The 24,553-nt window shown below is 63.8% G+C and carries 21 protein-coding genes and 1 tRNA gene; 17 read left to right on the top strand and 5 right to left on the bottom strand.

Going from position 1 to position 24,553, the window contains the following annotated elements; genetic code table 11:
* The first annotated feature begins 106 nt into the window (after nt 1–106).
* Nucleotides 107–2,005 carry a potassium transporter Kup gene (locus IFU31_RS05680; RefSeq protein ID WP_122476508.1) on the top strand — a complete coding sequence of 633 codons (1,899 nt, stop codon included), beginning with the start codon at nt 107–109 and terminating at the stop codon, nt 2,003–2,005.
* Nucleotides 2,006–2,076: 71 nt separating this feature from the next.
* Here IFU31_RS05680 and IFU31_RS05675 read toward each other — a convergent pair whose 3' ends face one another.
* The 4 genes from IFU31_RS05675 to rne all read right to left on the bottom strand — a co-directional run bounded on the left by IFU31_RS05675 (nt 2,077) and on the right by rne (nt 9,874).
* Nucleotides 2,077–3,357 carry a virulence factor family protein gene (locus tag IFU31_RS05675; RefSeq protein ID WP_192052818.1) on the bottom strand — a complete coding sequence of 427 codons (1,281 nt, stop codon included), beginning with the start codon at nt 3,355–3,357 and terminating at the stop codon, nt 2,077–2,079.
* On the bottom strand, nt 3,357–6,014 hold the full coding sequence (mprF, locus tag IFU31_RS05670) for a bifunctional lysylphosphatidylglycerol flippase/synthetase MprF (protein ID WP_192052820.1): 2,658 nt from the start codon (nt 6,012–6,014) through the stop codon (nt 3,357–3,359). Before mprF ends, IFU31_RS05675 begins: the two co-directional genes overlap by 1 nt.
* 235 nt (nt 6,015–6,249) lie before the next feature.
* Nucleotides 6,250–6,326 (bottom strand) — tRNA-Met (locus IFU31_RS05665).
* Between the two features lie 143 nt (nt 6,327–6,469).
* Nucleotides 6,470–9,874 carry a ribonuclease E gene (rne, locus tag IFU31_RS05660; RefSeq protein ID WP_446730965.1) on the bottom strand — a complete coding sequence of 1,135 codons (3,405 nt, stop codon included), beginning with the start codon at nt 9,872–9,874 and terminating at the stop codon, nt 6,470–6,472.
* Between the two features lie 734 nt (nt 9,875–10,608).
* On the opposite strand from rne, the gene rluC reads away from it, so the two are divergent.
* The 3 genes from rluC to IFU31_RS05645 are packed head-to-tail and all read left to right on the top strand — an operon-like array spanning nt 10,609 to nt 13,236.
* Nucleotides 10,609–11,565: a 23S rRNA pseudouridine(955/2504/2580) synthase RluC gene (gene rluC, locus IFU31_RS05655; RefSeq protein ID WP_122476782.1), complete on the top strand. Its 957-nt coding sequence runs from the start codon at nt 10,609–10,611 to the stop codon at nt 11,563–11,565.
* The gene (locus tag IFU31_RS05650; protein ID WP_192052822.1) at nt 11,555–12,223 is read left to right on the top strand and encodes an HAD-IIIA family hydrolase; all 669 of its coding nucleotides are present in this window, start codon (nt 11,555–11,557) and stop codon (nt 12,221–12,223) included. Before rluC ends, IFU31_RS05650 begins: the two co-directional genes overlap by 11 nt.
* 14 nt (nt 12,224–12,237) lie before the next feature.
* Nucleotides 12,238–13,236, top strand: coding sequence for a S49 family peptidase (locus tag IFU31_RS05645; protein WP_192102484.1), 999 nt, complete (start codon nt 12,238–12,240; stop codon nt 13,234–13,236).
* A gap of 120 nt (nt 13,237–13,356) precedes the next feature.
* Here IFU31_RS05645 and IFU31_RS05640 read toward each other — a convergent pair whose 3' ends face one another.
* Nucleotides 13,357–13,935 carry a Maf family protein gene (locus tag IFU31_RS05640; protein ID WP_192102483.1) on the bottom strand — a complete coding sequence of 193 codons (579 nt, stop codon included), beginning with the start codon at nt 13,933–13,935 and terminating at the stop codon, nt 13,357–13,359.
* A 94-nt stretch (nt 13,936–14,029) separates the two neighbouring features.
* Between IFU31_RS05640 and IFU31_RS05635 the strand changes: the two genes are divergently transcribed.
* The 13 genes from IFU31_RS05635 to IFU31_RS05575 all read left to right on the top strand — a co-directional run bounded on the left by IFU31_RS05635 (nt 14,030) and on the right by IFU31_RS05575 (nt 24,334).
* Nucleotides 14,030–14,557: a YceD family protein gene (locus IFU31_RS05635; protein ID WP_122476496.1), complete on the top strand. Its 528-nt coding sequence runs from the start codon at nt 14,030–14,032 to the stop codon at nt 14,555–14,557.
* Nucleotides 14,558–14,570: 13 nt separating this feature from the next.
* A complete protein-coding gene (rpmF, locus tag IFU31_RS05630) occupies nt 14,571–14,753 on the top strand; it encodes a 50S ribosomal protein L32 (RefSeq protein WP_003179396.1) in 183 nt (60 codons plus the stop codon).
* Nucleotides 14,754–14,756: 3 nt separating this feature from the next.
* Nucleotides 14,757–15,767 carry a phosphate acyltransferase PlsX gene (gene plsX / locus IFU31_RS05625; RefSeq protein ID WP_185794285.1) on the top strand — a complete coding sequence of 337 codons (1,011 nt, stop codon included), beginning with the start codon at nt 14,757–14,759 and terminating at the stop codon, nt 15,765–15,767.
* Between the two features lie 129 nt (nt 15,768–15,896).
* On the top strand, nt 15,897–16,835 hold the full coding sequence (gene fabD / locus IFU31_RS05620) for an ACP S-malonyltransferase (protein ID WP_192052824.1): 939 nt from the start codon (nt 15,897–15,899) through the stop codon (nt 16,833–16,835).
* Between the two features lie 15 nt (nt 16,836–16,850).
* Nucleotides 16,851–17,591, top strand: a complete 741-nt coding sequence (fabG, locus tag IFU31_RS05615) for a 3-oxoacyl-ACP reductase FabG (RefSeq protein WP_122476491.1) — start codon at nt 16,851–16,853, stop codon at nt 17,589–17,591.
* Between the two features lie 197 nt (nt 17,592–17,788).
* Nucleotides 17,789–18,025, top strand: coding sequence for an acyl carrier protein (gene acpP, locus IFU31_RS05610; protein WP_043185221.1), 237 nt, complete (start codon nt 17,789–17,791; stop codon nt 18,023–18,025).
* Nucleotides 18,026–18,134: 109 nt separating this feature from the next.
* Nucleotides 18,135–19,379, top strand: a complete 1,245-nt coding sequence (gene fabF, locus IFU31_RS05605) for a beta-ketoacyl-ACP synthase II (protein WP_122476489.1) — start codon at nt 18,135–18,137, stop codon at nt 19,377–19,379.
* On the top strand, nt 19,379–20,194 hold the full coding sequence (gene pabC / locus IFU31_RS05600) for an aminodeoxychorismate lyase (protein ID WP_192102482.1): 816 nt from the start codon (nt 19,379–19,381) through the stop codon (nt 20,192–20,194). The genes fabF and pabC overlap by 1 nt, the downstream gene beginning before the upstream one ends.
* A 3-nt stretch (nt 20,195–20,197) precedes the next feature.
* Complete coding sequence (mltG, locus tag IFU31_RS05595) at nt 20,198–21,304, top strand: endolytic transglycosylase MltG (RefSeq protein ID WP_192102481.1); 1,107 nt, start codon at nt 20,198–20,200, stop codon at nt 21,302–21,304.
* Nucleotides 21,305–21,321: 17 nt separating this feature from the next.
* A complete protein-coding gene (gene tmk / locus IFU31_RS05590) occupies nt 21,322–21,954 on the top strand; it encodes a dTMP kinase (protein WP_185794289.1) in 633 nt (210 codons plus the stop codon).
* The gene (locus tag IFU31_RS05585; protein WP_192102480.1) at nt 21,947–22,933 is read left to right on the top strand and encodes a DNA polymerase III subunit delta'; all 987 of its coding nucleotides are present in this window, start codon (nt 21,947–21,949) and stop codon (nt 22,931–22,933) included. Before tmk ends, IFU31_RS05585 begins: the two co-directional genes overlap by 8 nt.
* A 239-nt stretch (nt 22,934–23,172) precedes the next feature.
* On the top strand, nt 23,173–23,529 hold the full coding sequence (locus tag IFU31_RS05580; protein ID WP_192102479.1) for a PilZ domain-containing protein: 357 nt from the start codon (nt 23,173–23,175) through the stop codon (nt 23,527–23,529).
* A gap of 13 nt (nt 23,530–23,542) precedes the next feature.
* Complete coding sequence (locus IFU31_RS05575; RefSeq protein WP_192102478.1) at nt 23,543–24,334, top strand: TatD family hydrolase; 792 nt, start codon at nt 23,543–23,545, stop codon at nt 24,332–24,334.
* The last annotated feature ends 219 nt before the right edge of the window (nt 24,335–24,553 follow it).

Genomic DNA, 24,553 nt, shown 5'->3' with positions numbered 1-24,553 from the left:
CTGGGTCGCTTGACCAGCATTATGCGAGGAATTGCGACGAGTGCTGCGCTATGCTTCGCCGCATCTCGCCACATGGCGTTACAAATCACGGGTGCGGGAGTGGTCGATGGTTCAGGCAAGCAGTAACGGCAATGGCGGACATTCGGCGGCCCGACCGATCGGCATGCTGGTGGCAGCGGTCGGTGTCGTTTATGGCGACATCGGCACCAGCCCGTTGTACACGCTCAAGGAAGTCTTTTCCGGGGGCTATGGCGTGCCCATTTCCCACGACGGGGTGCTGGGCATCCTCTCGCTGATTTTCTGGTCGCTGATCTGGGTCGTCTCGATCAAGTACATGCTGTTCGTGTTGCGCGCCGACAACCAGGGCGAAGGCGGCATCATGGCCCTGACGGCGTTGGCGACGCGTGCCACCGCCTCGCTGCCCAGGCTGCGTGCCTTGATGGTGGTGTGCGGGCTGGCCGGTGCCGCGCTGTTCTACGGCGACAGCATGATCACCCCGGCGGTGTCGGTGCTTTCGGCCATCGAGGGCATGGAACTGGCGTTCGATGGCCTGGAGCGCTGGGTGGTGCCGATGGCGCTGGTGGTACTGGTGGCGCTGTTCTTGATCCAGAAGCACGGTACACAACGCATCGGCAAGCTGTTCGGGCCGGTGATGGTGGTGTGGTTCCTGGTGCTGGGGCTGCTGGGTGCCTACGGGGTATACCAGCACCCCGAAGTGCTCAAGGCGTTCAATCCGGTCTGGGCAGTGCGCTTCTTCATCGTTCACCCCGGGATGGGTGTGGCGATCCTCGGCGCCGTGGTGCTGGCACTGACCGGCGCCGAGGCGCTGTATGCCGACATGGGGCATTTTGGCCGCAAGCCGATTGCCCGTGCCTGGTTCATTCTGGTGCTGCCTGCCCTGGTGCTGAACTACTTCGGGCAGGGCGGCCTGTTGCTGGAAAACCCCGAGGCGGCGCGCAATCCGTTCTTCCTGCTGGCGCCAGGCTGGGCCTTGGTGCCGCTGGTGGCACTGTCCACCCTGGCCACCGTGATCGCATCGCAGGCGGTGATCTCCGGCGCGTTCTCCCTGACCCAGCAGGCCATCCAGCTGGGCTACATCCCGCGCATGCACATCCAGCACACGTCGAGCAGCGAGCAGGGGCAGATCTATATCGGCGCTGTGAACTGGGCGTTGATGGTTGGCGTGGTGCTGCTGGTGATCGGTTTCGAATCCTCCGGTGCGCTGGCCTCGGCCTATGGCGTCGCCGTCACCGGGACCATGTTGATGACCACCATCCTGGTGTCGGCCGTGATGCTGCTGCTGTGGAAGTGGCCACCGGTGCTGGCCGTCCCGGTTCTGCTGGGTTGCCTTCTGGTCGATGGCCTGTTCTTCGCCGCCAACGTGCCGAAGATCATTCAGGGCGGTGCGTTTCCAGTGCTGGCGGGAACCGTGTTGTTCATCCTCATGACCACCTGGAAGCGCGGCAAGCAACTGCTGGTCGAACGGATCGACGAAGGCGGGTTGCCGCTGCCGATCTTCATCGGCAGCATCAGCGTACAGCCGCCGCATCGCGTCCAGGGCACGGCGGTGTTCCTTACTGCACGTTCCGATGCCGTGCCCCACGCGTTGTTGCACAACCTGCTGCACAACCAGGTGTTGCATGAGCAGGTGGTGCTGTTGACGGTGGTCAACGAAGACACACCGAGGGTGCCCATTGCACGTCGGTTCGAGGTGCAGAGCTATGGCGAAGGGTTCTTCCGGGTCATTCTGCATTACGGCTTCATGGACGAACCGGACGTGCCCGGCGCCCTGGCCCTGTGCGATCTGCCGGAGCTGGACTTCAGCCCGATGCGCACCACCTATTTCCTCAGCCGCGAGACGGTGATCGCCTCCAAGTTGGCCGGCATGGCGCGCTGGCGCGAGCAGTTGTTCGCCTTCATGCTGAAGAATGCCAATGGCAACCTGCGCTTCTTCAAACTGCCGGTGAACCGGGTGATCGAACTCGGTACGCAGGTGGAGATGTAGGTTCGGTGTAGGCCGCACAAAAAAAAGCCCCGGTACCTGCGCAGGTCCGGGGCTTTGCTTTTACAGCCCGATCAGTTCGAGCCGGTACGCTTGTCGATCTGCAGCACCAGGCGCTTGGCCAGCGCCGGGTAATTCTCGTCGAAATGGTGGCCACCCGGCAGCTTGAGCTTCTCGCCTACTGCAGTCGGCTCGGTACAGCCGCTTTCGTCGGCCTCTTCTTCGCCATACACGCAAACAACCTTGGCGGCCGGCAGCTTGGCCATTTCCGGCCCGGTGGGGGCCTCCTTGCCAGCGTTGCCGAGCCAACCCTCGACTTCGATCTCGAAGCTGCCACTGCGGGCGAACGCCAACAGGATGATAGCGCTGACGCTGTCCTGTGCCTCGGCGGGCAGGCGGTTATAGATGGCCGGGAGCACGTCGGCACCGAACGAATAACCGGTCAGCACGAAGCGTTTTGCGCCCCACTTCTGCCGGTAGAAGTGCATCAGCTCGACCAGGTCGTCGGCACTCTGCTCGGGCGTCTTGTGTTCCCAGTAGTAGCGCAGGGTGTCGATACCCACGGTCGGGTAGCCCATCGTCGCCATGTCGCCGGCAACCGCCTTGTCGAGGTCGCGCCAGCCGCCGTCGCCCGACAGGAACAGGCTGACGGTCTCGTTGCTCTGCGCGGCGGGCACTTCGACTACCGGGATGGCCAGATGGGTGCCCTCGGTGCCGACCAGGATGGCGGTGATCTGGTTCTTCAGCACCTGCGGCAGCTTCACGTCGTAGTCGCTGATGACAGTCTGCGCATTGGGCTGGTCACGCACGAACGCTGCACTGGCATCGTCGGGGTTGTCATTCCAGGCAACCATCCACTGGCCATGCTCGGCCTTCTTCGGCAGTTCCGGCAGACAGCCGTCCGGTTTCTCCACGCTCAGGTCCACCGACACTGCCTGAGCCTTGTCATTGTCCTGGGTGGCCAACCAGCGCCAGGCCAGCGACGCACCCGGACCTATGCCAGCCACCAGGTCCGGTGCGCCGTCGAGACGCTTGATGGCAGCGTCCAGGGCGGCCTGCTGCAGGCCGCAGTCGGTTTCCGGCAGGATCACCTGGACGATGTGCGCCGAGGCATCCCGGCTCAGGTCCAGCAACTGCTTGTCGGTCAAGGCTTCGGCAGCAGGCAGTGCAATCGCCACTCGCGACTTGGTCCGAGTGCCGGGGACGACTTCGCGGGCATCGCTGCCGTTGTTCAGGCGTTGGGCGCTGAGCTGCGCCGCAGGGACAGGGCGGGTGGCCAACCAGTAATAACCGGCTACCGCCAGTAGCAGTACCACGATCAAGGCGAACAACTTGCGCCAGTTACGTCGAATCATCAGCGTTTCACCAATCCTGTCAGGCCACCTGCAATGAGGGCGGCGGTATCGGCCAGTGCGACCAGCGGGTCAAGGCCTGCCGGCACGGCCATGTAACGAGGCTCCCAGGTCGGCTGGAACTTGTCCTTGAAGCGACGCAAGCCCTGGAAGTTGTACAGCTGCTCGCCACGGTTGAAGACCATCGAACCCAGGCGCTGGGTCAGGGGTGCGCCGCGCCGAGGCTGCAGGCCCGACAGCGGCACCATGCCCAGGCTGAAGCGAGCGTAACCGTGTTTCTTGTAGTGCTGGATCAAGCCTACCATCATGAATTCCATGGTCAATTTGGGCGCCTGGGGATGCGCGCGCATCAGGTCCAGGCTGGCCAGCTCCCTGCTGTCGGTTTCCAGCAGGTTGGCGAACGCCACCGGCTTGCCCTCGAAATGGACGATCGCGATACGAAAATGGTTCAGGTATTCCGGGCTGAAGCGGCCCAGCGAAAACCCCTTCTCGCGCACGTTCTTGCCACTGAGCCAGGCGTCGGAAATGACCTTGAGCTCGTCCAGCGGTGCCTGGCCGGGCTCGTAGATCTCCAGGGACAGGCCGTCGCGGCCGCCGCGGTTCCAGGTGTAGCGCAGATCCTTCATCTCCTTGCCCTTGGCTTCCAGATCGAAAGCGTGCAAGTCGACCCGAGCCTCTTCACCCAGCTTGATCGCGGTCAGGCCAATGTCCATGTAGAACGGCAGGTTCTCTGCCCTGACCTGATAGAACACCGGGCGGGCGTGGTGAAAGTCGCACAGGTCGCGAAACTGCCAGATCATTTCGGCACGCGGCTGGGTCGGGCCGATGGGGTCGTACAGGGCCACCAGGCTGCGCCCGCGGCGGGCGTACATCAGAAACGCCTCGTCCTTGGGGTGGAACAGCAACGCCTTGTCGCCGGTCAGGGCCAGGCCACCATCGGGCTGGTGCGACGCCTTGAGGATGGTTGCAGCGCGCTGCAGTTCATCGGGTGTGGGCAGGTGGATCACCGGGCGTGCGGTGCGCAGCAGCCAGGTCAGGGCGACCACGATCAACAGTACCGCGCTGCCCAGGGCCGAGCGAAGGCCGCGGGGGGCATCGGCATCCAGTGCGAACTGCCACCACAGCTTGGTGCTGTAGGGCACATCCTGGTAGGCGAAGAACAGCAACCAGATCGACGCGCCCACCACGCACACGCTGGCGATCAGGTACAGCGGCGAAAACGGCACCTCCAGCAGGCGACTGGGTCGGTAGAACGAGCGCTTGAACACCGCGAGCAGCAGTGCGGTCATGCACAGCAACGACGCTTCTTCCCAGTCGAAGCCCTTGAGCAGCGACAGCACGGCGCCCGCCAGCAGCAGCACCATGGTCAATACCCAGGCCGCCGACAGGCGTCGGCGCAACCCTTGGGCCAGCAGCAGGCACAGCACGCCCACCAGGCTTGCGCCCAGGTGCGAGGCGTCGATGAGGCGATGGGGAATGAGGAAGCCCAGGTCCTGCAGGCGGGTGTCGATCTCAGGCGTGGCACCGGAAAACAGCAGCACCACGCCGGAGAGGAACACCAGCACCGCCAATATCGGCGCGGCCAGCCCGGAAGCCACGCGAATCGCCTGCTGAGCGAAAAACAGGCGGCGTGCTTCGTTGGCCAGCAGCACCACGCACGCCACCAGCATCGGCAACACCACATAGATCAGGCGGTACAGCAGCAGGGCCGCGGCGAGCGGCGCGGCGCCCAGGGTATCGGCGAACGCCGCCAGCAGGATCGCTTCGAACACGCCGACTCCGCCAGGCACGTGGCTGAGTACGCCTGCGGCAAGCGCCAGCAGGTAGATCAGCACGAAAGCGCCGAACGGCGGCGCTTCGGGCAGCAACAGATACAGCACGGTGGCTGCGGCCACCACGTCCAGCGCGGTGATGACCAGTTGCAGCAGTGTCAGGCGTGCGCTGGGCAGTCGCAGCGTGCGACTTCCCGCTCGCACCAACAGATTGTGAGGCAGCGGCTGCTCGGCCAGGCGCCGTCGATAGACGCCCAGTACCAGCAGCGCGGTCAGTACCAGCACGACTGCGGCAATCATCCCCAGCAGCCCCTGTGACAGCCCCAGGGCCATGGAAGCGGCGGGCAGGCTGCTGAGGGTGGCCACCGCAGCGAGCGGCGGCAGGGCGCAACCCAGCGAAAGGCTGGCGAACAGGGTCATGCGCGCAACTTCGCCGGCGCCCACGCCCAATCGCGAGTACAGCCGATAACGCACCGAACCGCCGGACAGCATCGACAGGCCAATGGCATTGCCGATGGCGAACGAGGTGAACCCCCCCAGGGCCAGGGTGCGTGCGGGGAGGGTGACGTTGGCATAGCGGCTGGCCGACCATTCGTAGCCCAGCAGGATGATGAACCCGCAGACCATGGCCAGCAGCGCCCCGCCCAAAGCGGCAGGCGGAGTGGCCAGGACCGAGTCGTGCAAGGCGTAGATGTCCAGCTCGCTGAGCAGGTGCCGACAGGCCAATAGCGCGATGGCGAACAGCAACAAGGTAACGGCCAGCCCCACCGGTTGCCGGTAGCGGCTCAGCAGATCGAGCCAGCGGGCACGCGCAGGCTTGATCGGACTGGCAGCGGCAGCGGCGGGGGGGAGTTCCACAGCGGTTGAATCGGGCAAGTCAGAGCGCATCAATCACCTCTTGGATTGTGCGCAACAGGATGCCGGGATCCCGTCAAAGTACCAATCCCTGTGGAAAAAATAATTCGCGCCATTCTAGCGCCTGCGCACGACCGGTGACCGACGCGTGGCGAACTGTAAAGCAACTTTCACATTGCAGGTGTGCAGGGCGTGTTGCCGTGGCGGAGGGCTTTATCGAGCGCATACGAAAAAGGCCACCCGTTTATAGAGTGGCCCTTCCGATGTTTGGTTGCGGGAGCCGGATTTGAACCGACGACCTTCGGGTTATGAGCCCGACGAGCTACCAGACTGCTCCATCCCGCGTCTGTGGAGGCGCATTCTACAGATAGTTGAAAGGCTGTCAACGCTTAAAATGCGTTAAGGTTCGAATCAGGCCGAATTCCTGCACCAACGGCAAGAAAAAGCCCCCGGCGCTTGCACGACGGGGGCTGATTCACACGGGCTGATTACACCAGTGGCTTGGGCTCGTCCTGGGTATCTTGCGCGACAGCGGCGCTGGATACCTCAGTGTCGGGCTTCGAGGCAGCGACTTTCGCCGCTTCCTCGGCTTCGCGCTTGCGACGACGCACTTCACGTGGGTCGTTGGGTGCACGACCATTGCTTGGCAGGGCCGGCGCCGGTTCGACTTCCTGAGCAGGCTCGGGCTCCACGACTGTTGCAGGCTCGCTCGCCTGCACCGGCTCGACGACCGGCAGGACAGCAGCCGGTTCGACCACTACAGGCTCGGCGGCTACTGGTTCCGCGCCAGCCGGTTCGCTGATGTGGTGCAAGGCAGGCTCGGCAGGCAACCACGGTGCGTCTGCGGCAGGCTCGGCAGCGCGAGGCTGAGGCGTCGGCTCGCTGACCTGTGCAGGATCGACCACCACCGGTGCGTCCACTTCGACGTCGGCGCCAGGTTGGCTGACCGGCGTTGGCGTGGCGTCGAACGGAGGCGTTAGTTCCACCGGCTCAGCGACGTACTCCTGCGCAGGCTCGACGGCTTCGACGGCCTCGGCAGGCTTGGCTGCTTCGGTGACGGGCTGCTGCTCGACTACCGGTGCGGCGCTTTCGTTGGCAGGCGCAGCCCAGCTGTCGGGCGCCGAGACCGTGGCAGGCCGTTCGACTTCGGGCTCGCTGTGGGCCTGGGCCGGAGCAATTGCTGCAGTGTCTACCGGCACTTCAACAGCCGCTTCGGCGGTCGGCGCGGTGGCGACGATCTCCGGTGCAGCCAGGCTTTCGCTTTCGACGGCGGTGCCTTCGCCGGTGGCAGGCTGCACGCTGCGATTGGCCTGTTCGGCCTGCTCGTGGGCCTGGGCTTCGGCGGAAGCACTGATGGCGCTTTCCGCAACCGCTGCGGTGACGGCAACGCCGGCGGCCAGGGCTGCACCGTTCGACTCGCCTTCGATGGTCGATTCGTTCGACTCTTCCGAGCCCTCGATCACGTCGCCGTTGGCATCGCGTTGACGTTCGCGGCGGTTGCTGCGACGACGCTGACCACGGGAGCGGCGACGCGGACGATCGCCGTCGTTGCTGTCCTGGTTGTCGTCCTGCAGCAGTTCCTCGTTGGTCAGTGCCTCTTCGGCATTGTCGACTTCGGTCTCCGCCGGGTTTTCCGGATGATCGACACGCTCCTCGCGCGCAGCGCGGGGCTGGCGTTCTTCACGGGCCGGACGCTCTTCGCGCGGTGCACGTTCTTCGCGGGCCGGACGCTCTTCGCGGGGCGCACGTTCTTCGCGCGGAGCACGTTCCTCGCGGACGACACGTTCTTCACGTGGCGCGCGCTCTTCGCGGGCCGGGCGTTCTTCGCGTGCGGCTGGAGCGTCCAGCGGCTCACGCAGTTCACGGACGCGTGGAGCGTCGTCGCCACCATTGCGTGGGCGACGGTCTTCACGTGGTGCGCGCGGCTGGCGTTCCTCACGCGGTGCGCGGGCAGGGCGCTCTTCACGGGCGGCAGGTGCGTCTTCACGGGCAGCGCGATCTTCACGCGGTGCGCGATCCTCGCGTGGCTTGCGTTCTTCGTCGCGGCGACCGCTGCTGCGGTTGCGGCTCTGCTGGCGACCGTTGCGACGCTCTTCGCGCGCCGGGCGCTCGGTGGTGGTGGCAGCGGGTTTCTCGACGACCACAGGTGCAGCAGGCGCTTCCTTGGTGGCGAAGAGGCTTACCAGCGACTTGACCAAGCCCTTGAACAGGCTGGGTTCGGCGATCTGCGGAGCAGGAGTGGGGGCAGGCGCTGCCGCAGCCACGGGGGCAGCTTCTTCGGCTACGACCGGCGCGGCGGCGCGGGTCGGCGCGGTTTTCACTGCGGCTTCCTGGCGGACCAGGGTGCGCGTGGCGGCAACCGGCAGCACTTCTTCCACTTCGGCAGCGGCGATTTCGTAGCTGGATTGGCTGTTCTGCGCTTCCGGGCTGTCGTCACGCAGACGCTGAACTTCGAAGTGCGGCGTTTCCAGGTGATCGTTCGGCAGGATCACGATGCGCGCACGAGTGCGCAGTTCGATCTTGGTGATGGAGTTGCGTTTTTCGTTGAGCAGGAACGCTGCGACCGGAATCGGCACCTGGGCGCGGACTTCGGCAGTGCGGTCCTTCAGGGCTTCTTCTTCGATCAGGCGCAGGATGGCCAGCGACAGCGATTCGACGTCGCGAATGATGCCGGTGCCGCTGCAGCGCGGGCAGACGATGCCGCTGCTCTCGCCCAGCGAGGGACGCAGGCGCTGACGGGACATTTCCAGCAGGCCGAAGCGGGAAATGCGGCCCACTTGTACACGAGCGCGGTCAGCTTCCAGCGACTCGCGGACCTTGTCTTCCACGGCGCGCTGGTTCTTGGCCGGCGTCATGTCGATGAAGTCGATGACGATCAGGCCGCCGATGTCGCGCAGGCGCAACTGGCGAGCGATCTCTTCAGCGGCTTCGAGGTTGGTCTGCAGGGCCGTTTCTTCGATGTCGCTGCCTTTGGTGGCGCGCGCCGAGTTGATGTCGATGGACACCAGTGCCTCGGTCGGATCGATGACGATCGAACCGCCGGAAGGCAACTCGACCACACGCTGGAAAGCGGTTTCGATCTGGCTCTCGATCTGGAAACGGTTGAACAGCGGCACGCTGTCTTCGTACAGCTTGATCTTGCTGGCGTACTGCGGCATCACCTGGCGGATGAAGGTCAGGGCTTCGTCCTGGGCTTCGACGCTGTCGATCAGCACTTCGCCGATGTCCTGGCGCAGGTAGTCGCGGATCGCGCGGATGATGACGTTGCTTTCCTGGTAGATCAGGAAAGGTGCGGAGCGGTCCAGCGAGGCTTCCTTGATCGCGGTCCACAGCTGCAGCAGGTAGTCCAGGTCCCACTGCATCTCTTCGCTGCTGCGGCCAAGGCCGGCCGTGCGAACGATCAGGCCCATGTCGGCAGGAGCGACCAGGCCATTGAGTGCTTCGCGCAGTTCGTTGCGCTCTTCACCCTCGATGCGACGGGAAATGCCACCGGCGCGCGGATTGTTGGGCATCAGTACCAGGTAGCGACCGGCAAGGCTGATGAACGTGGTCAGGGCAGCGCCCTTGTTGCCGCGCTCTTCCTTCTCGACCTGGACGATGACTTCCTGGCCTTCGCTCAGGACTTCCTTGATGTTGACGCGGCCTTCGGGGTTTTTCTTGAAGTACTCGCGGGAGATTTCCTTGAGGGGCAGGAAGCCGTGGCGTTCCGAGCCGAAGTCGACGAAGGCGGCTTCAAGGCTGGGTTCGATGCGAGTGATGCGGCCTTTATAGATGTTGGCCTTCTTCTGCTCGCGGGCGCCTGACTCGATGTCCAGGTCGTAGAGGCGCTGGCCGTCTACAAGGGCAACACGCAACTCTTCGGGTTGAGTTGCGTTGATCAGCATTCTTTTCATGTAGTACCGTCGGTTTCCGGGCTGCCGGAAACGGCGTTCGGCACACACGACTTCTCACGGTCGGTGTCAGGTGCGTCAACAGGGCCTAGGCCACTGCAGTGTCCAGCGATTTCTGCCCAACAGGGGCGGAACCGCGACGACGCGTCCTGCTTGCTGTGGTGTCAAAAGCACTCAGTCAGGAGGAGGAATCAATCGTCTGGCGTGGACGCCCTTGAGCGTCTTGTTCAAGACCGGCATGGCAGAAGTGCCTGAGGCTGCTTCCTGCCGTGACGCGGTACTACACGGTCCGACGGTTGTGCATCTCCACCCTACACGTATCCCTGATAATTCGGGTGCTGCCGCGCGCTGAATCCGCAACGGGTTGGCAATATCGCGAACTTCAATTCGTAAAGTTCGCCCTGTATGACTAAGGCATTGGGTTTCCGAAGCTTGTACCTGAACTGGGTAAGGACGACTGCAAAGCGTAAGTGGCGTCGAACAAAAGGCAGGAAGGTGTCCGGTATGCCGGGGTTCCTGGGCTTTCATCGGTTTTCTCGCACCTGCGCGGCGTTGCCCTCAAACACTCCGTAACTGGCAAAAGCCCCGTAGGACGGCCTCGCGTCCTCGAGAATTGCGTTGGTCAGGGCCGGTTCATAACCGCTTGTCCGCTGCCCAGCCGCTTATGGCGGCGTTCGCGACTATAGCAGCAATCATTAAGTGCTTCAAATCCATAAAAAATTGTTATGATCGCGGCCATGACGACTACTACTCCCCCAACCTCCGGCGTTCAGCTGATCGAGGTTGCGCCGGAACTTGCCGGCCAACGCATAGACAACTTTCTCATCACGGCGCTCAAGGGCGTTCCGAAAACCTTGATCTATCGCATCCTGCGCAAGGGCGAAGTGCGGGTGAACAAGGGGCGCATCAAGCCGGAATACAAGCTGCAGGCCGGCGACATCGTACGCGTGCCGCCGGTGCGCCTGCCCGAGCGCGACGCGCCCGTGCCGGTTGCGCAAGGGCTGCTGCAGCGGCTCGAAGATGCCATTGTCTACGAAGACAAGGCCTTGATCGTGCTGAACAAGCCGGCAGGCATTGCCGTGCATGGCGGCAGCGGCCTGAGCTTCGGCGTGATCGAAGCGTTTCGCCAGTTGCGCCCTGACACCAAGGAGCTCGAACTGGTGCATCGCCTGGATCGCGACACGTCCGGGCTGCTGATGATCGCCAAGAAACGCTCCATGCTGCGCCACCTGCACGCGGCGCTGCGTGGCGACGGTGTCGACAAGCGCTACATGGCGTTGGTGCGTGGGCATTGGGCGACCGCCAAGAAGCAGGTCAATGCGCCCCTGCTCAAGAGCAACCTGCGTTCGGGCGAGCGCATGGTCGAGATCAACGAAGAAGGCAAGGAAGCGCTGACCCTGTTCAAGGTGCTGCGCCGCTTCGGCGACTTCGCGACCATCGTCGAGGCGCGCCCGATCACCGGGCGCACCCATCAGATCCGCGTACACGCCCTGCATGCCGGGCACGAGATTGCCGGCGACACCAAGTACGGCGACGAAAACTTCTCCAAGGAGATTCGCGAGCTGGGTGGCAAGCGTCTGTTCCTGCACGCCTATGCCTTGACGGTGCCGCTGCCCGATGGCGGTGAGTTGAAAGTCGAGGCGCCGGTCGACGAAGTCTGGGCCCGGACCGTGGAGCGCCTGAGTGCAAGCTGATTACTCGCTGTTGATCTTCGATTGGGACGGCACCCTGTGCGACTCCATAGGCCGGATCGTCGAGGCCATGCACGCCGCCGCGGCACTGTCCGGCTACCCGCCGTGCAGTGACGAAGCGGTCAAGGGTATCATCGGCCTGGCCCTGTCCGAAGCCATCGGCGTGCTGTATCCCCAGCTCGACGAAGCGCAGGTGTTGGCCATGCGCGCGCATTACGCCGATGCCTACATGGCCCTCGACGCCACGCCGTCTGCGCTGTTTCCCGGTGTACGCGAAGCCTTGCTCGGGTTTCGCGAGCAGGGCTATCGCCTGGCCGTGGCAACCGGCAAGGCGCGGCGCGGGCTGGATAGAGTGCTCAAGGCGCATGGCTGGGAAGACTTTTTCGACATCACCCGTGCTGCCGATGAAACCCGCGGCAAGCCCCATCCTCTGATGCTCGAGCAGATCATGAGCCACTGCGAGGCGGTGCCTGAGCGCTCGCTGATGGTCGGCGATGCCTCGTTCGATCTATTGATGGCGCGCAATGCCGGCATGCACAGCGTGGCCGTCGGTTACGGCGCCCTGCCGCTGCATGTGCTGCGCCAATACGAACCGCAGGTGTGCATCGAATCGTTCGACCAATTGCCCGCGTGGCTCGACAGTCGTCGCGTATCAGCCTGAACAAGAGGTAGAGAATGTCCGATCAATGGAAAGCTCCACGCAGTGAAGAAGACAGCGCGCCCATAGGTGATGAAAAAAGCTGGCGACTGCTCGAAAAAACCCTGCTGGCCAGTGTGCAGGAACAGCGCCGCGCTCGCCGCTGGGGCATCTTCTTCAAGCTGCTGACGTTCATCTATCTGTTCGGCGCGATCTTCCTGTTCTCGCCACTGCTGGATATGGAAAAGGCCACGAGCGGCAGTGCGTCCGGATACACCGCAGTGATCGACGTGCGCGGTGTGATTGCCGACAAGGAAGCCGCGAGCGCGGACAATATCGTCGGCAGCCTGCGCAGTGCATTCGAAGACACCAAGGTCAAGGGCGTGATCTTGCGCATCAACAGCCCTGGCGGCAGTCCGGTGCAGTCCGGCTACGTCTTCGACGAGATCCGTCGCTTGCGCGGTGAGCACCCGGACATCAAGGTTTACGCGGTCATTGCCGACCTCGGCGCGTCCGGGGCCTATTACATCGCCAGCGCCGCGGATGAGATCTACGCCGACAAATCCAGCCTGGTCGGTTCCATTGGCGTGACGGCGGCCGGCTACGGCTTCGTCGGCACCATGGAAAAGTTGGGCGTCGAGCGCCGTGCCTATACCTCGGGCGAGCACAAGGCATTCCTGGATCCGTTCCAGCCGCAGCGTGCCGATGAGACCGAGTTCTGGAAGGGCGTGCTGGCGACCACCCACCGGCAGTTCATCGACAGCGTCAAGGCCGGCCGTGGTGACCGACTCAAAGACAAAGAGCATCCCGAATTGTTTTCCGGGCTGATCTGGTCGGGCGAGCAGGCACTGCAACTGGGTCTGGTCGACGCGCTGGGCAGCAGCAGCATGGTTGCCCGCGACGTGATCGGCGCCAAGGACATGGTCGACTTCACCGTGAAGGAATCGCCGCTCGACCGCTTCTCGAAGAAGTTCGGTGCCAGCGTTGCCGATCAGATCGCGATGTGGATGGGATTCCAGGGGCCGAGCCTGCGCTGAGTCGTTGCAGCGCTGTCGATGGCCTCTTCGCGGGCAGAGCCCGCTCCCACAGAAGGCCGCTCCTGCGCTTGTGGGAGCGGGCTCTGCCCGCGAAAGCGGCAGTAATCACCCCCGCAAGGCTCAAGGCAGTTGCACACCCTCCTTGAGCAGCATGTCCACCAGGCGAATCAGCGGCAGGCCCACCAGGCTGGTGGCGTCCGCACCTTCGGTGCTCTGGAACAGGGTCACACCCAGCCCTTCGGCCTTGAAGCTGCCGGCGCAGTCATAAGGCTGCTCTGCCAACAGGTAGCGTTCGATGGCAGCGGCCGATAGCGGGCGCATGTGCACCGTGAACGGCACCACATCGACCTGGCACTCGCCGCTTACGACATTCAATAGCGCCAGCCCGGTCAGAAACGTGACGGACCGGCCGCTGGCAGCCAGCAATTGCTCGCGCGCCTGTGCGAAGCCGCCAGGCTTGCCCAGAACCCTGTCTGCGAGCACTGCAACCTGGTCCGAACCAATGATCAAATGCCCGGGATGCAGCGCGGCCAGCGCCCGGGCTTTCTGCTCGGCGAGGCGTTTGACCAGGGCGCAGGCCGGCTCGTCTGGCAGGTGACTTTCGTCGATGTCGGGCGATGCGCAGGTGAACGGCAGGCGAAGCCGCGCCAGCAGTTCGCGGCGGTAGGGGGAGCTGGAAGCGAGTAGCAAAGCAGGCATGGCAGGCTCCTGTGGATGAACGGCCACTCTATCATGCACTTGGGCCTGAATTTCCTTTGACAGGTGAGGGGGTCGTCCCTAGAATGCTGCGCCTATGTTGAATGACCCGATTCCACCTCACGTTGACCCGCGCAAATTGGCAGATCGTGGCGTAACCCTAGAAGGTTCGCTGCTCTTGGCCGATTTGGAGAGACTCTGCGACCCGCTTTCCGACACCGTCGGTACGGTGCAGGCCAAATTCATTTTCGAGCGAGACGAACGCAAGGCCGTGGTCATCCACAGCTGCCTGGACGTCGAAGTCAAGATGGTTTGCCAGCGTTGTCTTGAGCTGGTAACCCTGCCGATCCACAGCGAATGCAGTTATGCCGTGGTGAAGGAGGGTGCGAACACCCAGTCGTTACCGAAAGGTTATGACGTGCTGGAACTGGGCGAAGATCCATTGGATCTGCAGGCGCTGGTCGAGGAGGAGCTGTTGCTCGCCTTGCCTATCGTGCCTGCTCATCATCCGGAAGAATGCCAGCAGCCGGCGGGAGCAGATGATCCCGATCCGAGCGAGGACGAGGTAACGCGGTCCAACCCGTTCAGTGTATTGGCGCAGTTAAAGCGTGACCCAAACGTTTAGGAGTTAATCAATTATGGCTGTTCAGCAGAACAAAAAATCCCGCTCTGCCCGTGACATGCGCCGTTCGCACGACGCACTCGAGGCAAGCACCCTGTCGGTCGAAAAGACCACCGGTGAAGTGCACCTGCGTCACCACGTATCGCCAGAAGGCGTATACCGTGGCCGTAAAGTGATCGACAAGGGCGCTGACGAGTAAATCTTGTCCGCTCAGTCCATCGCGATTGATGCAATGGGCGGGGACTTCGGTCCCCGCAGCATTGTTCAGGCCAGCCTTGCCTGCCTGTCAGCTACGCCCTCGCTGCACCTGACCCTCGTCGGTCACCCTCAACTCCTCGAAGAACTGATTGCCAGCCAGCCGGCAATGGATCGCTCACGCCTGCACATCGCTGCCGCCGGTGAAGTGGTCGGCATGGACGAGCGCCCGTCCCAGGCGTTGCGCGGCAAGCCGGATTCGTCGATGCGTGTGGCGCTCGAGCTGCTGCGTGACGAGCAGGTTCAGGCGGTGGTCAGCGCCGGCAACACCGGGGCTCTGATGGCCTTGTCCAGGCACTTGCTGAAGACCCTGCCGGGCATCGACCGCCCGGCCATGATGGCCGCGATCCCGACACGGGGAGGGTACTGCCAGCTGCTGGACCTGGGCGCCAATGTCGACTGCAGTGCCGAGCACCTGTATCAGTTCGCCGTGATGGGCTCGGTCGCGGCCCAGGCACTGGGCGTCGAGCGGCCGCGGGTTGCGCTGCTCAACGTGGGCACCGAGGACATCAAGGGCAACCAGCAGGTCAAGCTTGCCGCCAGTCTGTTGCGCAAGGCGCAGGGCCTGAACTATACCGGCTACATCGAAGGCGACGGCGTGTTTCGAGGCGAGGCCGATGTGGTGGTGTGCGACGGCTTCGTCGGCAATATCCTGCTCAAATCCAACGAAGGCCTGGCCGGCATGTTCGCCGAGCGCGTGCAGGCGCTGTTTCGCAGCAGCCTGATGGCGCGCGCCGCGGGCGTGCTGGCCCTGCCGTTGCTCAAGCGACTGCAGGCCGACCTGGCGCCTGCGCGCTACAACGGCGCAAGTCTGCTCGGCCTGCAGGGCATCGTGGTCAAGAGCCATGGCGCCGCTGGCGTGGAAGGGCTGCAGTGTGCGATAGACCGGGCGCGCGACGAGATTCGCGAAAACCTGCCGCGACGCCTGCATGGGCAGCTGGCGCAGAGGCTGCTTTAGGCGTGCGCGGCCAGAGGTGCTTAAATGTGACCACTGGCAGGTGTACGTTATCCAACTGTCAGTTCAGTGCGCCGGACACGCTTCCGGCGTCGAATTTTCTGGCAACAAGATCATACAAGGGCTTGTTCAATGTCTGCATCCCTCGCATTCGTTTTCCCGGGGCAAGGCTCCCAGTCGCTCGGCATGCTGGCCGAGCTGGGTGCGCAGTACCCCTTGGTCATGGACACCTTCAAGGAGGCGTCCGACGCCTTGGGCTATGACCTCTGGGCGCTGGTTCAACAGGGCCCGGTCGAAAGCCTCAACCAGACCGACAAGACGCAACCCGCCATTCTTGCCGCTTCCATCGCGCTTTGGCGCCTGTGGTTGGCCGAGGGCGGCGAGCGTCCGGCCTATGTCGCCGGCCACAGCCTGGGCGAATACAGTGCGCTGGTGGCCGCAGGCTGCCTGTCACTGGCCGATGCGGTCAAGCTGGTGGAGCGTCGCGGCCAGTTGATGCAGGAAGCGGTTCCCGCCGGGCAGGGGGCCATGGCGGCCATTCTTGGCCTGGAAGACGCCGATGTGCTGGCAGCCTGCGCCGAAGCGGCCCAGGGCGACGTGGTCAGCGCGGTCAATTTCAACTCTCCGGGCCAGGTGGTGATTGCCGGTTCGGCGCAAGCCGTTGCCCGTGCCATCGAACTGTGCAAGGCCAAGGGCGCCAAGCGCGCCATGCCGTTGCCGGTCAGCGTGCCGTCGCACTGTGCCTTGATGAAACCGGCTGCCGAGCGTTTCGCCGAGTCGGTCAATGCCATCGACTGGCAGTCGCCGCAAATTCCGGTCGTGCAGAATGTCAGCGCCGCTGTGCCGGCCGATCTCGACACCCTCAAGCGCGACCTGCTCGAGCAGTTGTACAAGCCGGTGCGCTGGGTTGAAACCGTGCAATACCTGGCCGCCCAGGGCGCACCGCGTCTCGTGGAATGCGGACCGGGCAAGGTCCTGGCCGGCCTCAACAAGCGCTGCGCCGAGGGCGTGAGCACCGACAACCTGAACACCCCCGAAGCCTTCGCCGCCACCCGCGCGGCGCAAGCCTGATCAAGGAGAACTTGCATGAGCCTGCAAGGTAAAGTTGCACTGGTCACTGGCGCAAGCCGTGGCATTGGCCAGGCGATTGCCCTGGAACTGGGTCGCATGGGCGCCACCGTCATCGGCACCGCTACCTCCGAAAGCGGCGCCGCACGCATTGCTGCCACGCTCAAGGAGCACGGCATCGAAGGCACCGGCCTGGAGCTGAACGTGTGCAGTGACGAGTCGGTGGCTGCCACCCTGGCCAAGATCCAGGAGCAGTTCGGCGCCCCGGCGATTCTGGTCAACAACGCCGGCATCACCCGCGACAACCTGATGCTGCGCATGAAAGACGACGAATGGCACGATGTGGTCGATACCAACCTCAACAGCCTGTTCCGCCTGTCCAAGGCCGTATTGCGTGGCATGACCAAAGCGCGATGGGGCCGGATCATCAGCATTGGTTCGGTTGTAGGTGCAATGGGCAACGTCGGCCAAGTAAACTACGCCGCGGCCAAGGCCGGTCTCGAGGGTTTCAGTCGTGCCCTGGCACGTGAAGTCGGCTCGCGCGCAATCACCGTGAACTCGGTGGCGCCCGGTTTCATCGACACCGACATGACCCGCGAACTGCCCGAAGCACAGCGCGAAGCGCTGCAGGGCCAGATTCCGCTGGGTCGCCTGGGTCAGGCCGACGAAATCGCCAAAGTGGTCGGTTTTCTGGCTTCCGACGGTGCAGCCTACGTCACAGGGGCTACAATCCCGGTGAACGGCGGCATGTACATGTAAATGAAAATGTGACGGATTGCTTCAAAAAAATGTCTTACCCGGCATCCAAAATCCGTTATAAAGCTGCATCCGAATTCTAGGTGGCGGGCTTACGTGGGGTCGCAGTGACGCTTTCAGTTTGAAAAGCCGAGCTTCTTCTATAAACTTACGTACCGGCCAGCCGCCTGACATATGTCCATTAGGAGTGAAAACAAGGTATGAGCACCATCGAAGAACGCGTCAAGAAGATCGTCGCCGAGCAACTGGGCGTCAAAGCGGAGGAGGTCAACAACACTTCTTCCTTCGTTGAAGATCTGGGTGCCGATTCCCTGGACACCGTTGAGCTGGTGATGGCTCTGGAAGAGGAATTCGAAACCGAGATTCCTGACGAAGAAGCCGAGAAAATCACCACTGTTCAAGCTGCCATCGATTACGTCACCGCCCACCAGGCGTAACGTTTTGTAATCGCCGTTGCTTGTCATGGAAAACCGCACTGCCTTCGTTGGCGTGCGGTTTTTTCTTTAGACGGCCGCGCGGTGATGTTTCCAGAATAAGGAGAGTGCTGTGTCGCGTAGACGCGTCGTGGTCACAGGTATGGGCATGCTGTCACCGCTGGGCACCGACGTGCCGAGCAGCTGGCAGGGCATCCTGGCCGGCCGCAGTGGCATAGGTCCCATCGAACATACGGATCTGTCGGCCTATTCGACCCGTTTCGGCGGCTCGGTGAAGGGGTTCGATGTCGAGCAATACCTCTCGGTCAAGGAGGCACGCAAGCTCGACTTGTTCATTCAGTATGGCCTGGCCGCGGGTTTCCAGGCAGTACGCAACGCGGGCCTTGAAGTCACCGATGCCAATCGCGAGCGTATCGGCGTGGCCATGGGCTCGGGCATCGGTGGCCTGACCAATATCGAAGAAACCTGCCGCATCCTGCACGACAGCGGGCCACGGCGGATATCGCCGTTCTTCGTGCCTGGCTCCATCATCAACATGATTTCCGGTTTCCTGTCGATTCACCTCGGTGCGCAGGGGCCCAACTACGCAATCGCCACCGCCTGCACCACCGGCACCCATTGCATTGGCATGGCCGCGCGCAACATTGTCTATGGCGAGGCTGACGTGATGATCGCCGGTGGTGCGGAAATGGCCGCCTGCGGGCTGGGCATGGGCGGCTTCGGCGCGGCGCGTGCCTTGTCCACGCGCAATGACGAGCCGACCCGGGCCAGCCGTCCGTGGGACAAGGGCCGCGACGGTTTCGTCCTGTCCGATGGCGCAGGCGCGCTGGTGCTCGAAGAACTCGAGCACGCCCAGGCGCGTGGTGCGACCATCTATGCCGAGCTGATCGGTTTCGGCACCAGCGGCGATGCGTTCCACATGACTTCGCCGCCTGAAGATGGCGCCGGTGCGGCACGCTGCATGACCAATGCGCTGCGCGATGCCGGCATCACGCCCGACCAGGTGCAGTACATCAATGCCCATGGCACCTCGACCTCGGCGGGCGATCTGGCCGAAGTCAGCGCCATCAAGACCGTGTTCGGCGACCATGCTTACAAGCTGGCGGTAAGCTCGACCAAGTCGATGACCGGTCACCTGCTGGGTGCCGCCGGTGCCGTCGAAGCCATCTTCAGTGTGCTGGCCATCAACAGCCAGATGGCGCCGCCGACCATCAACCTGGACGAGCCGGACGAGGGCTGCGACCTGGACTTCGTGCCGCACACCGCGCGCAGCATGCCGATCGACGTGGTGCTGAGCAACTCGTTCGGTTTCGGTGGAACCAACGGTTCCCTGGTGTTCCGGCGCTTTCCCGGTTGATGCAGGCCTGGCTCGACGGGCAGCCAGGCGATGCGCTGGGCCTGAAGAGTCGGGGCCTGGCCTACGGTGATGGTGTGTTCGAAACCATTGCCGTACGCAATGGCCACGCGGTGCTGCTGGACCGTCACCTGACGCGCGTTGCGCTGGGCTGCCAGCGTCTGGCGATCGTAGCCGAACTGGCGGTGTTGCGCGACGAGGTCGTGCGCTATGCGGCGGCACTGGGTCAGGGCGTGCTCAAGTTGATCGTCACTCGCGGTGACAGTGCGCGCGGTTATGCCGCTGATCCGCAGGCCGCGGCGCGGCGCATTCTGCAAGGTTCTCCCAGCCCTGCCTATCCGCAGACGCACCGCGCGCAGGGTGTGGAACTCTACCCGTGCAGCACGCGGCTCGCCGAGCAACCCTTGCTGGCCGGACTCAAGCACCTCAATCGCCTGGAGCAGGTACTGGCCCGCGCCGAATGGAGCGACCCGGCTTTTGCCGAAGGTTTGATGCTGGACGTGTCCGGGCGCCTCGTCGAAGGGGTCTACAGCAATCTGTTCCTGGTGGTCGACGGGGTGTTGCACACGCCCGCGCTGCATCGCTGCGGCGTGGCCGGAGTGATGCGCGCCGAACTGCTGGAGCAAGCCGCGACGCTGGGTCTGCAGGTGTCCGTGGGTGACCTGTGGCCAGCGGACCTGGCACGGGCCGACGAAGTATTCGTCTGCAACAGTGTCTACGGCGTGTGGCCGGTGCGCGCTTTCACGTCGCTGAGGTGGTCGCCGGGACCGCTCACCCGTAAACTGCAAGGCATTGCCCACGCGCTATTGGATGCCTGATTTGTGAAGCGTAAATTTCTGCTGTTGCTGGAAACGCTCATCGTTGTTGCCGCACTGGCGACGGGCGTGGCGGCCTGGAAAGTCGACAGTGCCTTGAACCAGCCCCTGGCCGTGGCTCAAGAACAGCTGCTCGACGTGCCCAACCGCGCAACCCCCGGCGGCACGATCCTGCGCATGCAGGCGGCGGGCACCCTGCGCGATGCATTCTGGTTGCGCCTGTACTGGCGCTTCAACCGTGCCGGACAGCCCCTGCACACCGGCGAATACCGCATGACGCCCGGCATGACCGTCAACGACCTGTTCAACGTCTGGCAGCGCGGCGAGGTGGTGCAGTACAGCCTGACCCTGGTCGAAGGCTGGAATTTCCGTCAGGTGCGCGCGGCACTGGCGCGTCAGGACAAGCTCGAGCAGACCCTGGGCGGGCTCAGCGACAGTGACGTCATGGCGCGCATCGGCCACCCCAAGGCGTACCCCGAAGGTCGATTCTTCCCTGACACCTACAAGTACGTGCGTGGCATGAGCGATGTCGAGCTGCTGCAGCAGGCCTACGCCCGTCTTGAAGAAGTGCTGGCCAGCGAATGGAGCGAGCGCGCCGCCAGCGCACCCTACAGCGAGCCTTACCATGCGCTGATCATGGCCTCGCTGGTGGAAAAGGAAACCGCTGTGCCTCAGGAGCGCGGCGAGATCGCCGGGGTCTTCGTGCGTCGTCTCAAGACGGGCATGTTGCTGCAGACCGACCCGACCGTCATCTATGGCATGGGCGAGCGCTACAACGGCAAGCTGACCCGCGCCGACCTGCGCGAGCCGACGGCCTACAACACCTACGTGATCGCCGGAATGCCGCCCACGCCCATTGCCATGGTGGGCCGCGAGGCGATTCATGCCGCGCTCAACCCGGTCCCCGGCAGCAGCCTGTATTTCGTCGCGCGCGGCGACGGCAGCCATGTCTTTTCCGACGATCTGGATGCCCACAACAACGCCGTGCGCGAATACCAACTCAAACGCCGCGCCGATTATCGCTCGAGCCCCGCGCCAGCCGCGGCGCCGACAGAGACCGGTACGCACGAGCCACAAGAGAAGCCGGACGCCGTCGAGGCACCTGCTCCATGACTTTGCAAGGACACCCTGTGACCGGTTTATTCATCACTCTGGAAGGGCCGGAAGGCGCGGGCAAGAGTACCAATCGCGAGTACCTGGCCGAGCGTCTGCGCGCCAGCGGACTGGACGTGGTGCTGACCCGCGAGCCGGGCGGCACGCCCCTGGCCGAACGTATCCGCGAACTGCTGCTGGCACCCAGCGATGAAACCATGTGCGTGGATACCGAACTGCTGCTGATGTTCGCCGCGCGCGCGCAACACCTGGCCCAGGTGATTCGCCCGGCGCTGGCGCGTGGCGCGGTGGTGTTGTGCGATCGGTTCACCGATGCCACTTACGCCTATCAGGGCGGCGGCCGTGGTTTATCCCAGGAACGCATCGCCCAGCTCGAAACCTTCGTCCAGGGCACGTTGCGCCCGGACCTGACGCTGGTGTTCGACCTGCCCGTGGAAGTCGGCTTGGCGCGGGCCAGCGCGCGGGGTCGCCTCGATCGTTTCGAACAGGAAGGCCGGGCGTTCTTCGAGGCCGTGCGTGGCGCCTACCTGGCGCGCGCCGCTGCAGCGCCTTCGCGCTATCGGGTAGTCGATGCCGGGCAGAGCCTGGCGCAGGTCCAGCAGGCGCTGGATGCGTTGCTGCCCGAGCTGCGAGGTTTGCCGCGTGGCTGACGCCTACCCCTGGCAGGATGACCTGTGGCAGAAGCTGGCCGGGCGCACCCAGCATGCTCACGCCTACCTGCTGCACGGGCCGCAGGGCATCGGCAAGCGTGCCCTCGCCGAGCGCCTGATGGCACTGTTGCTGTGCCAGCGTCCGGCTGCGCATCACGCCTGTGGGGCCTGCAAGTCGTGTCTGTTGCTGCAGGCCGGCAGCCATCCGGACAATTTCATCCTCGAACCTGAGGAAGCGGACAAGGCGATCAAGGTCGACCAGGTGCGCGAGTTGGTCGCCTTCGTGGTGCAGACCGCGCAAATGGGCGGGCGCAAGGTCGTGCTGATCGAGCCTGCCGAAGCGATGAACGTCAATGCGGCCAATGCATTGTTGAAAAGTCTCGAGGAGCCTTCGGGCAATACCGTCTTGCTGTTGGTCAGTCATCAGCCCAGTCGACTGCTGCCCACGGTCAAGAGCCGTTGCGTGCAGCAGGCGTGCCCGTTGCCTACTCAGGCCGTCAGCCTGCAGTGGCTGGCCACGGCGCTGCCGGAAGTGGACGGGGCTGCGCGCACCGATCTGCTCGCGTTGGCCGCAGGCTCGCCGCTGGCAGCGGTGAGGTTGCAGGCTGGCGGTATCGTCGAGCAGCGGGCGCTGGTGGTCGAAGGGGTGAAGAAGCTGCTGAAAGGGCAGCAGACGCCCAGCCAGTTGGCCGAAGCCTGGAGCGCTGTGCCATTGCTGCTGCTGTTCGACTGGTTCTGTGAGTGGTCGAACCTGTTGCTGCGCTATCGCCTGACGACGGACGAGCAGGGACTGGGCTTGAGCGACATGCGCAAGGTGCTGCAATATCTGGCTGACAAGAGTACCCAGAGCAAGGTGCTGGCCATTCAGGATTGGGTGCTGATGCAGCGCCAGAAAGTGCTGGCCAAGGCCAACCTGAACCGGGTATTGCTCATCGAGGCGCTGCTGGTGTCCTGGATGGCCTTGCCGGGGCAGACGTGATGGGTGCATTGTGATCGAACGCTGCCGATGTTGGCGGCGGCTTGTCTGATGTACCGTGGTGATACCGGACGCGGCTCGCGCCGCTGCTACAGGGATGCACCGGTTGTAGCAGCGGCGCAAGCCGCGTCGGCGGCGGACGCGGTTGGGTCGGTGCGATGCGGTGACGCCGGATGAGGGATGCGCCGGCGGCAGACGTGGTTTGACTGCTGCGAAAATTCACTATCAGTAACGGAGCACGAATGAATCAACCCGTCAGTCCCGGACCGCGCAACGGTATTCTGTCCCTGACCATCAAGGACAAGGCCGTCCTGTATGCGGCGTACATGCCGTTCATCAAGAACGGCGGCTTGTTCATTCCGACCAGCAAGAGCTACAAGCTGGGCGATGAGCTGTTCATGCTGCTCAACCTGATGGATGAGCCGGAGAAGATTCCCGTGGCCGGTCGCGTCGCCTGGATCACCCCCAAGGGCGCCCAGGGTAACCGCGCTGCGGGCGTGGGCGTGCAGTTCAACGACGGCGACAATACTGCGCGCAGCAAGATCGAAACCTATCTGGCCGGCGCCCTGAAGTCCGACCGTCCCACTCACACGATGTAGTCCCCATACCCCCATGCTCGTAGATTCCCACTGTCACCTCGACCGCCTCGATCTTGCCGAACACAACGGCTGCCTGGACACCGCCTTGGAGGCTGCGCGTGCCTGCGGTGTCGGGCATTTCCTGTGCATCGGCGTCAGCGCCGAGAACGCCGCCACGGTCAAGGCCCTGGCCGGCCGCTACGACGACGTCGATTGCTCGGTCGGCATTCATCCCCTTGACCTCGCTCCCGGAAAGCCCCCCGCGCTGGACTGGCTGATGGCCGAGCTCGATGCGCCATGCGTGGTGGCGATCGGTGAAACCGGCCTGGACTACCACTACGAACCCGAGGCGGCGCAGCTGCAGCAGGAATCGTTTCGACTGCACCTGCAGGCGGCCAATCTGACCGGTAAGCCGGTGATCGTGCATACCCGCGGCGCACGCGCCGATACCCTGGATTTGTTGCGCGAGGCGCAATTGCCCCAGGCCGGCGTGCTGCATTGCTTCACCGAAGATTGGGCGATGGCCAAGGCCGCCCTCGACCTGGGGTTCTACATTTCGCTGTCGGGCATCGTGACCTTCCGCAATGCCGATGCCCTGCGTGAAGTTGCGCGGCAGGTGCCGGCCGATCGCTTGCTGGTCGAAACCGACTCGCCCTATCTGGCGCCCATTCCCTACCGTGGCAAGTCCAATCTGCCGCAGTACGTCCGCGAAGTGGCACAGTGCATCGCCACGGTCCGCGGCGAGACGTTCGAAAGCCTGGCCGAGCGCACCACCGACAATTTCTGCCGGCTGTTCCCCCTGGCGCGTGTTCGTCGCCAGGCTTGAGCCTGCACGGGCAAAAAAAACCCGGGCTCTGGGGGGAGAATCCCGGGTCAAGACCATTAGGAGTCACAACAGGCGCGTGGTCCATCGACGCCTTGCCGCCGCATCACTTGGGGGAGTATGGCGCGACGACAATTCAAGTATTGTCGAATGGGTCAGGGGCGCCAGTGCCTGGCAGGGTTTTCTTAAACGTATTTGGAATACGCCCGCTGCTGCTCAGTA

The organism is Pseudomonas sp. CFBP 13602 (genome assembly GCF_014842725.1).
Lineage (GTDB): Bacteria > Pseudomonadota > Gammaproteobacteria > Pseudomonadales > Pseudomonadaceae > Aquipseudomonas > Aquipseudomonas baltica.
This window is presented reverse-complemented; position numbering and strand designations above follow the sequence as displayed.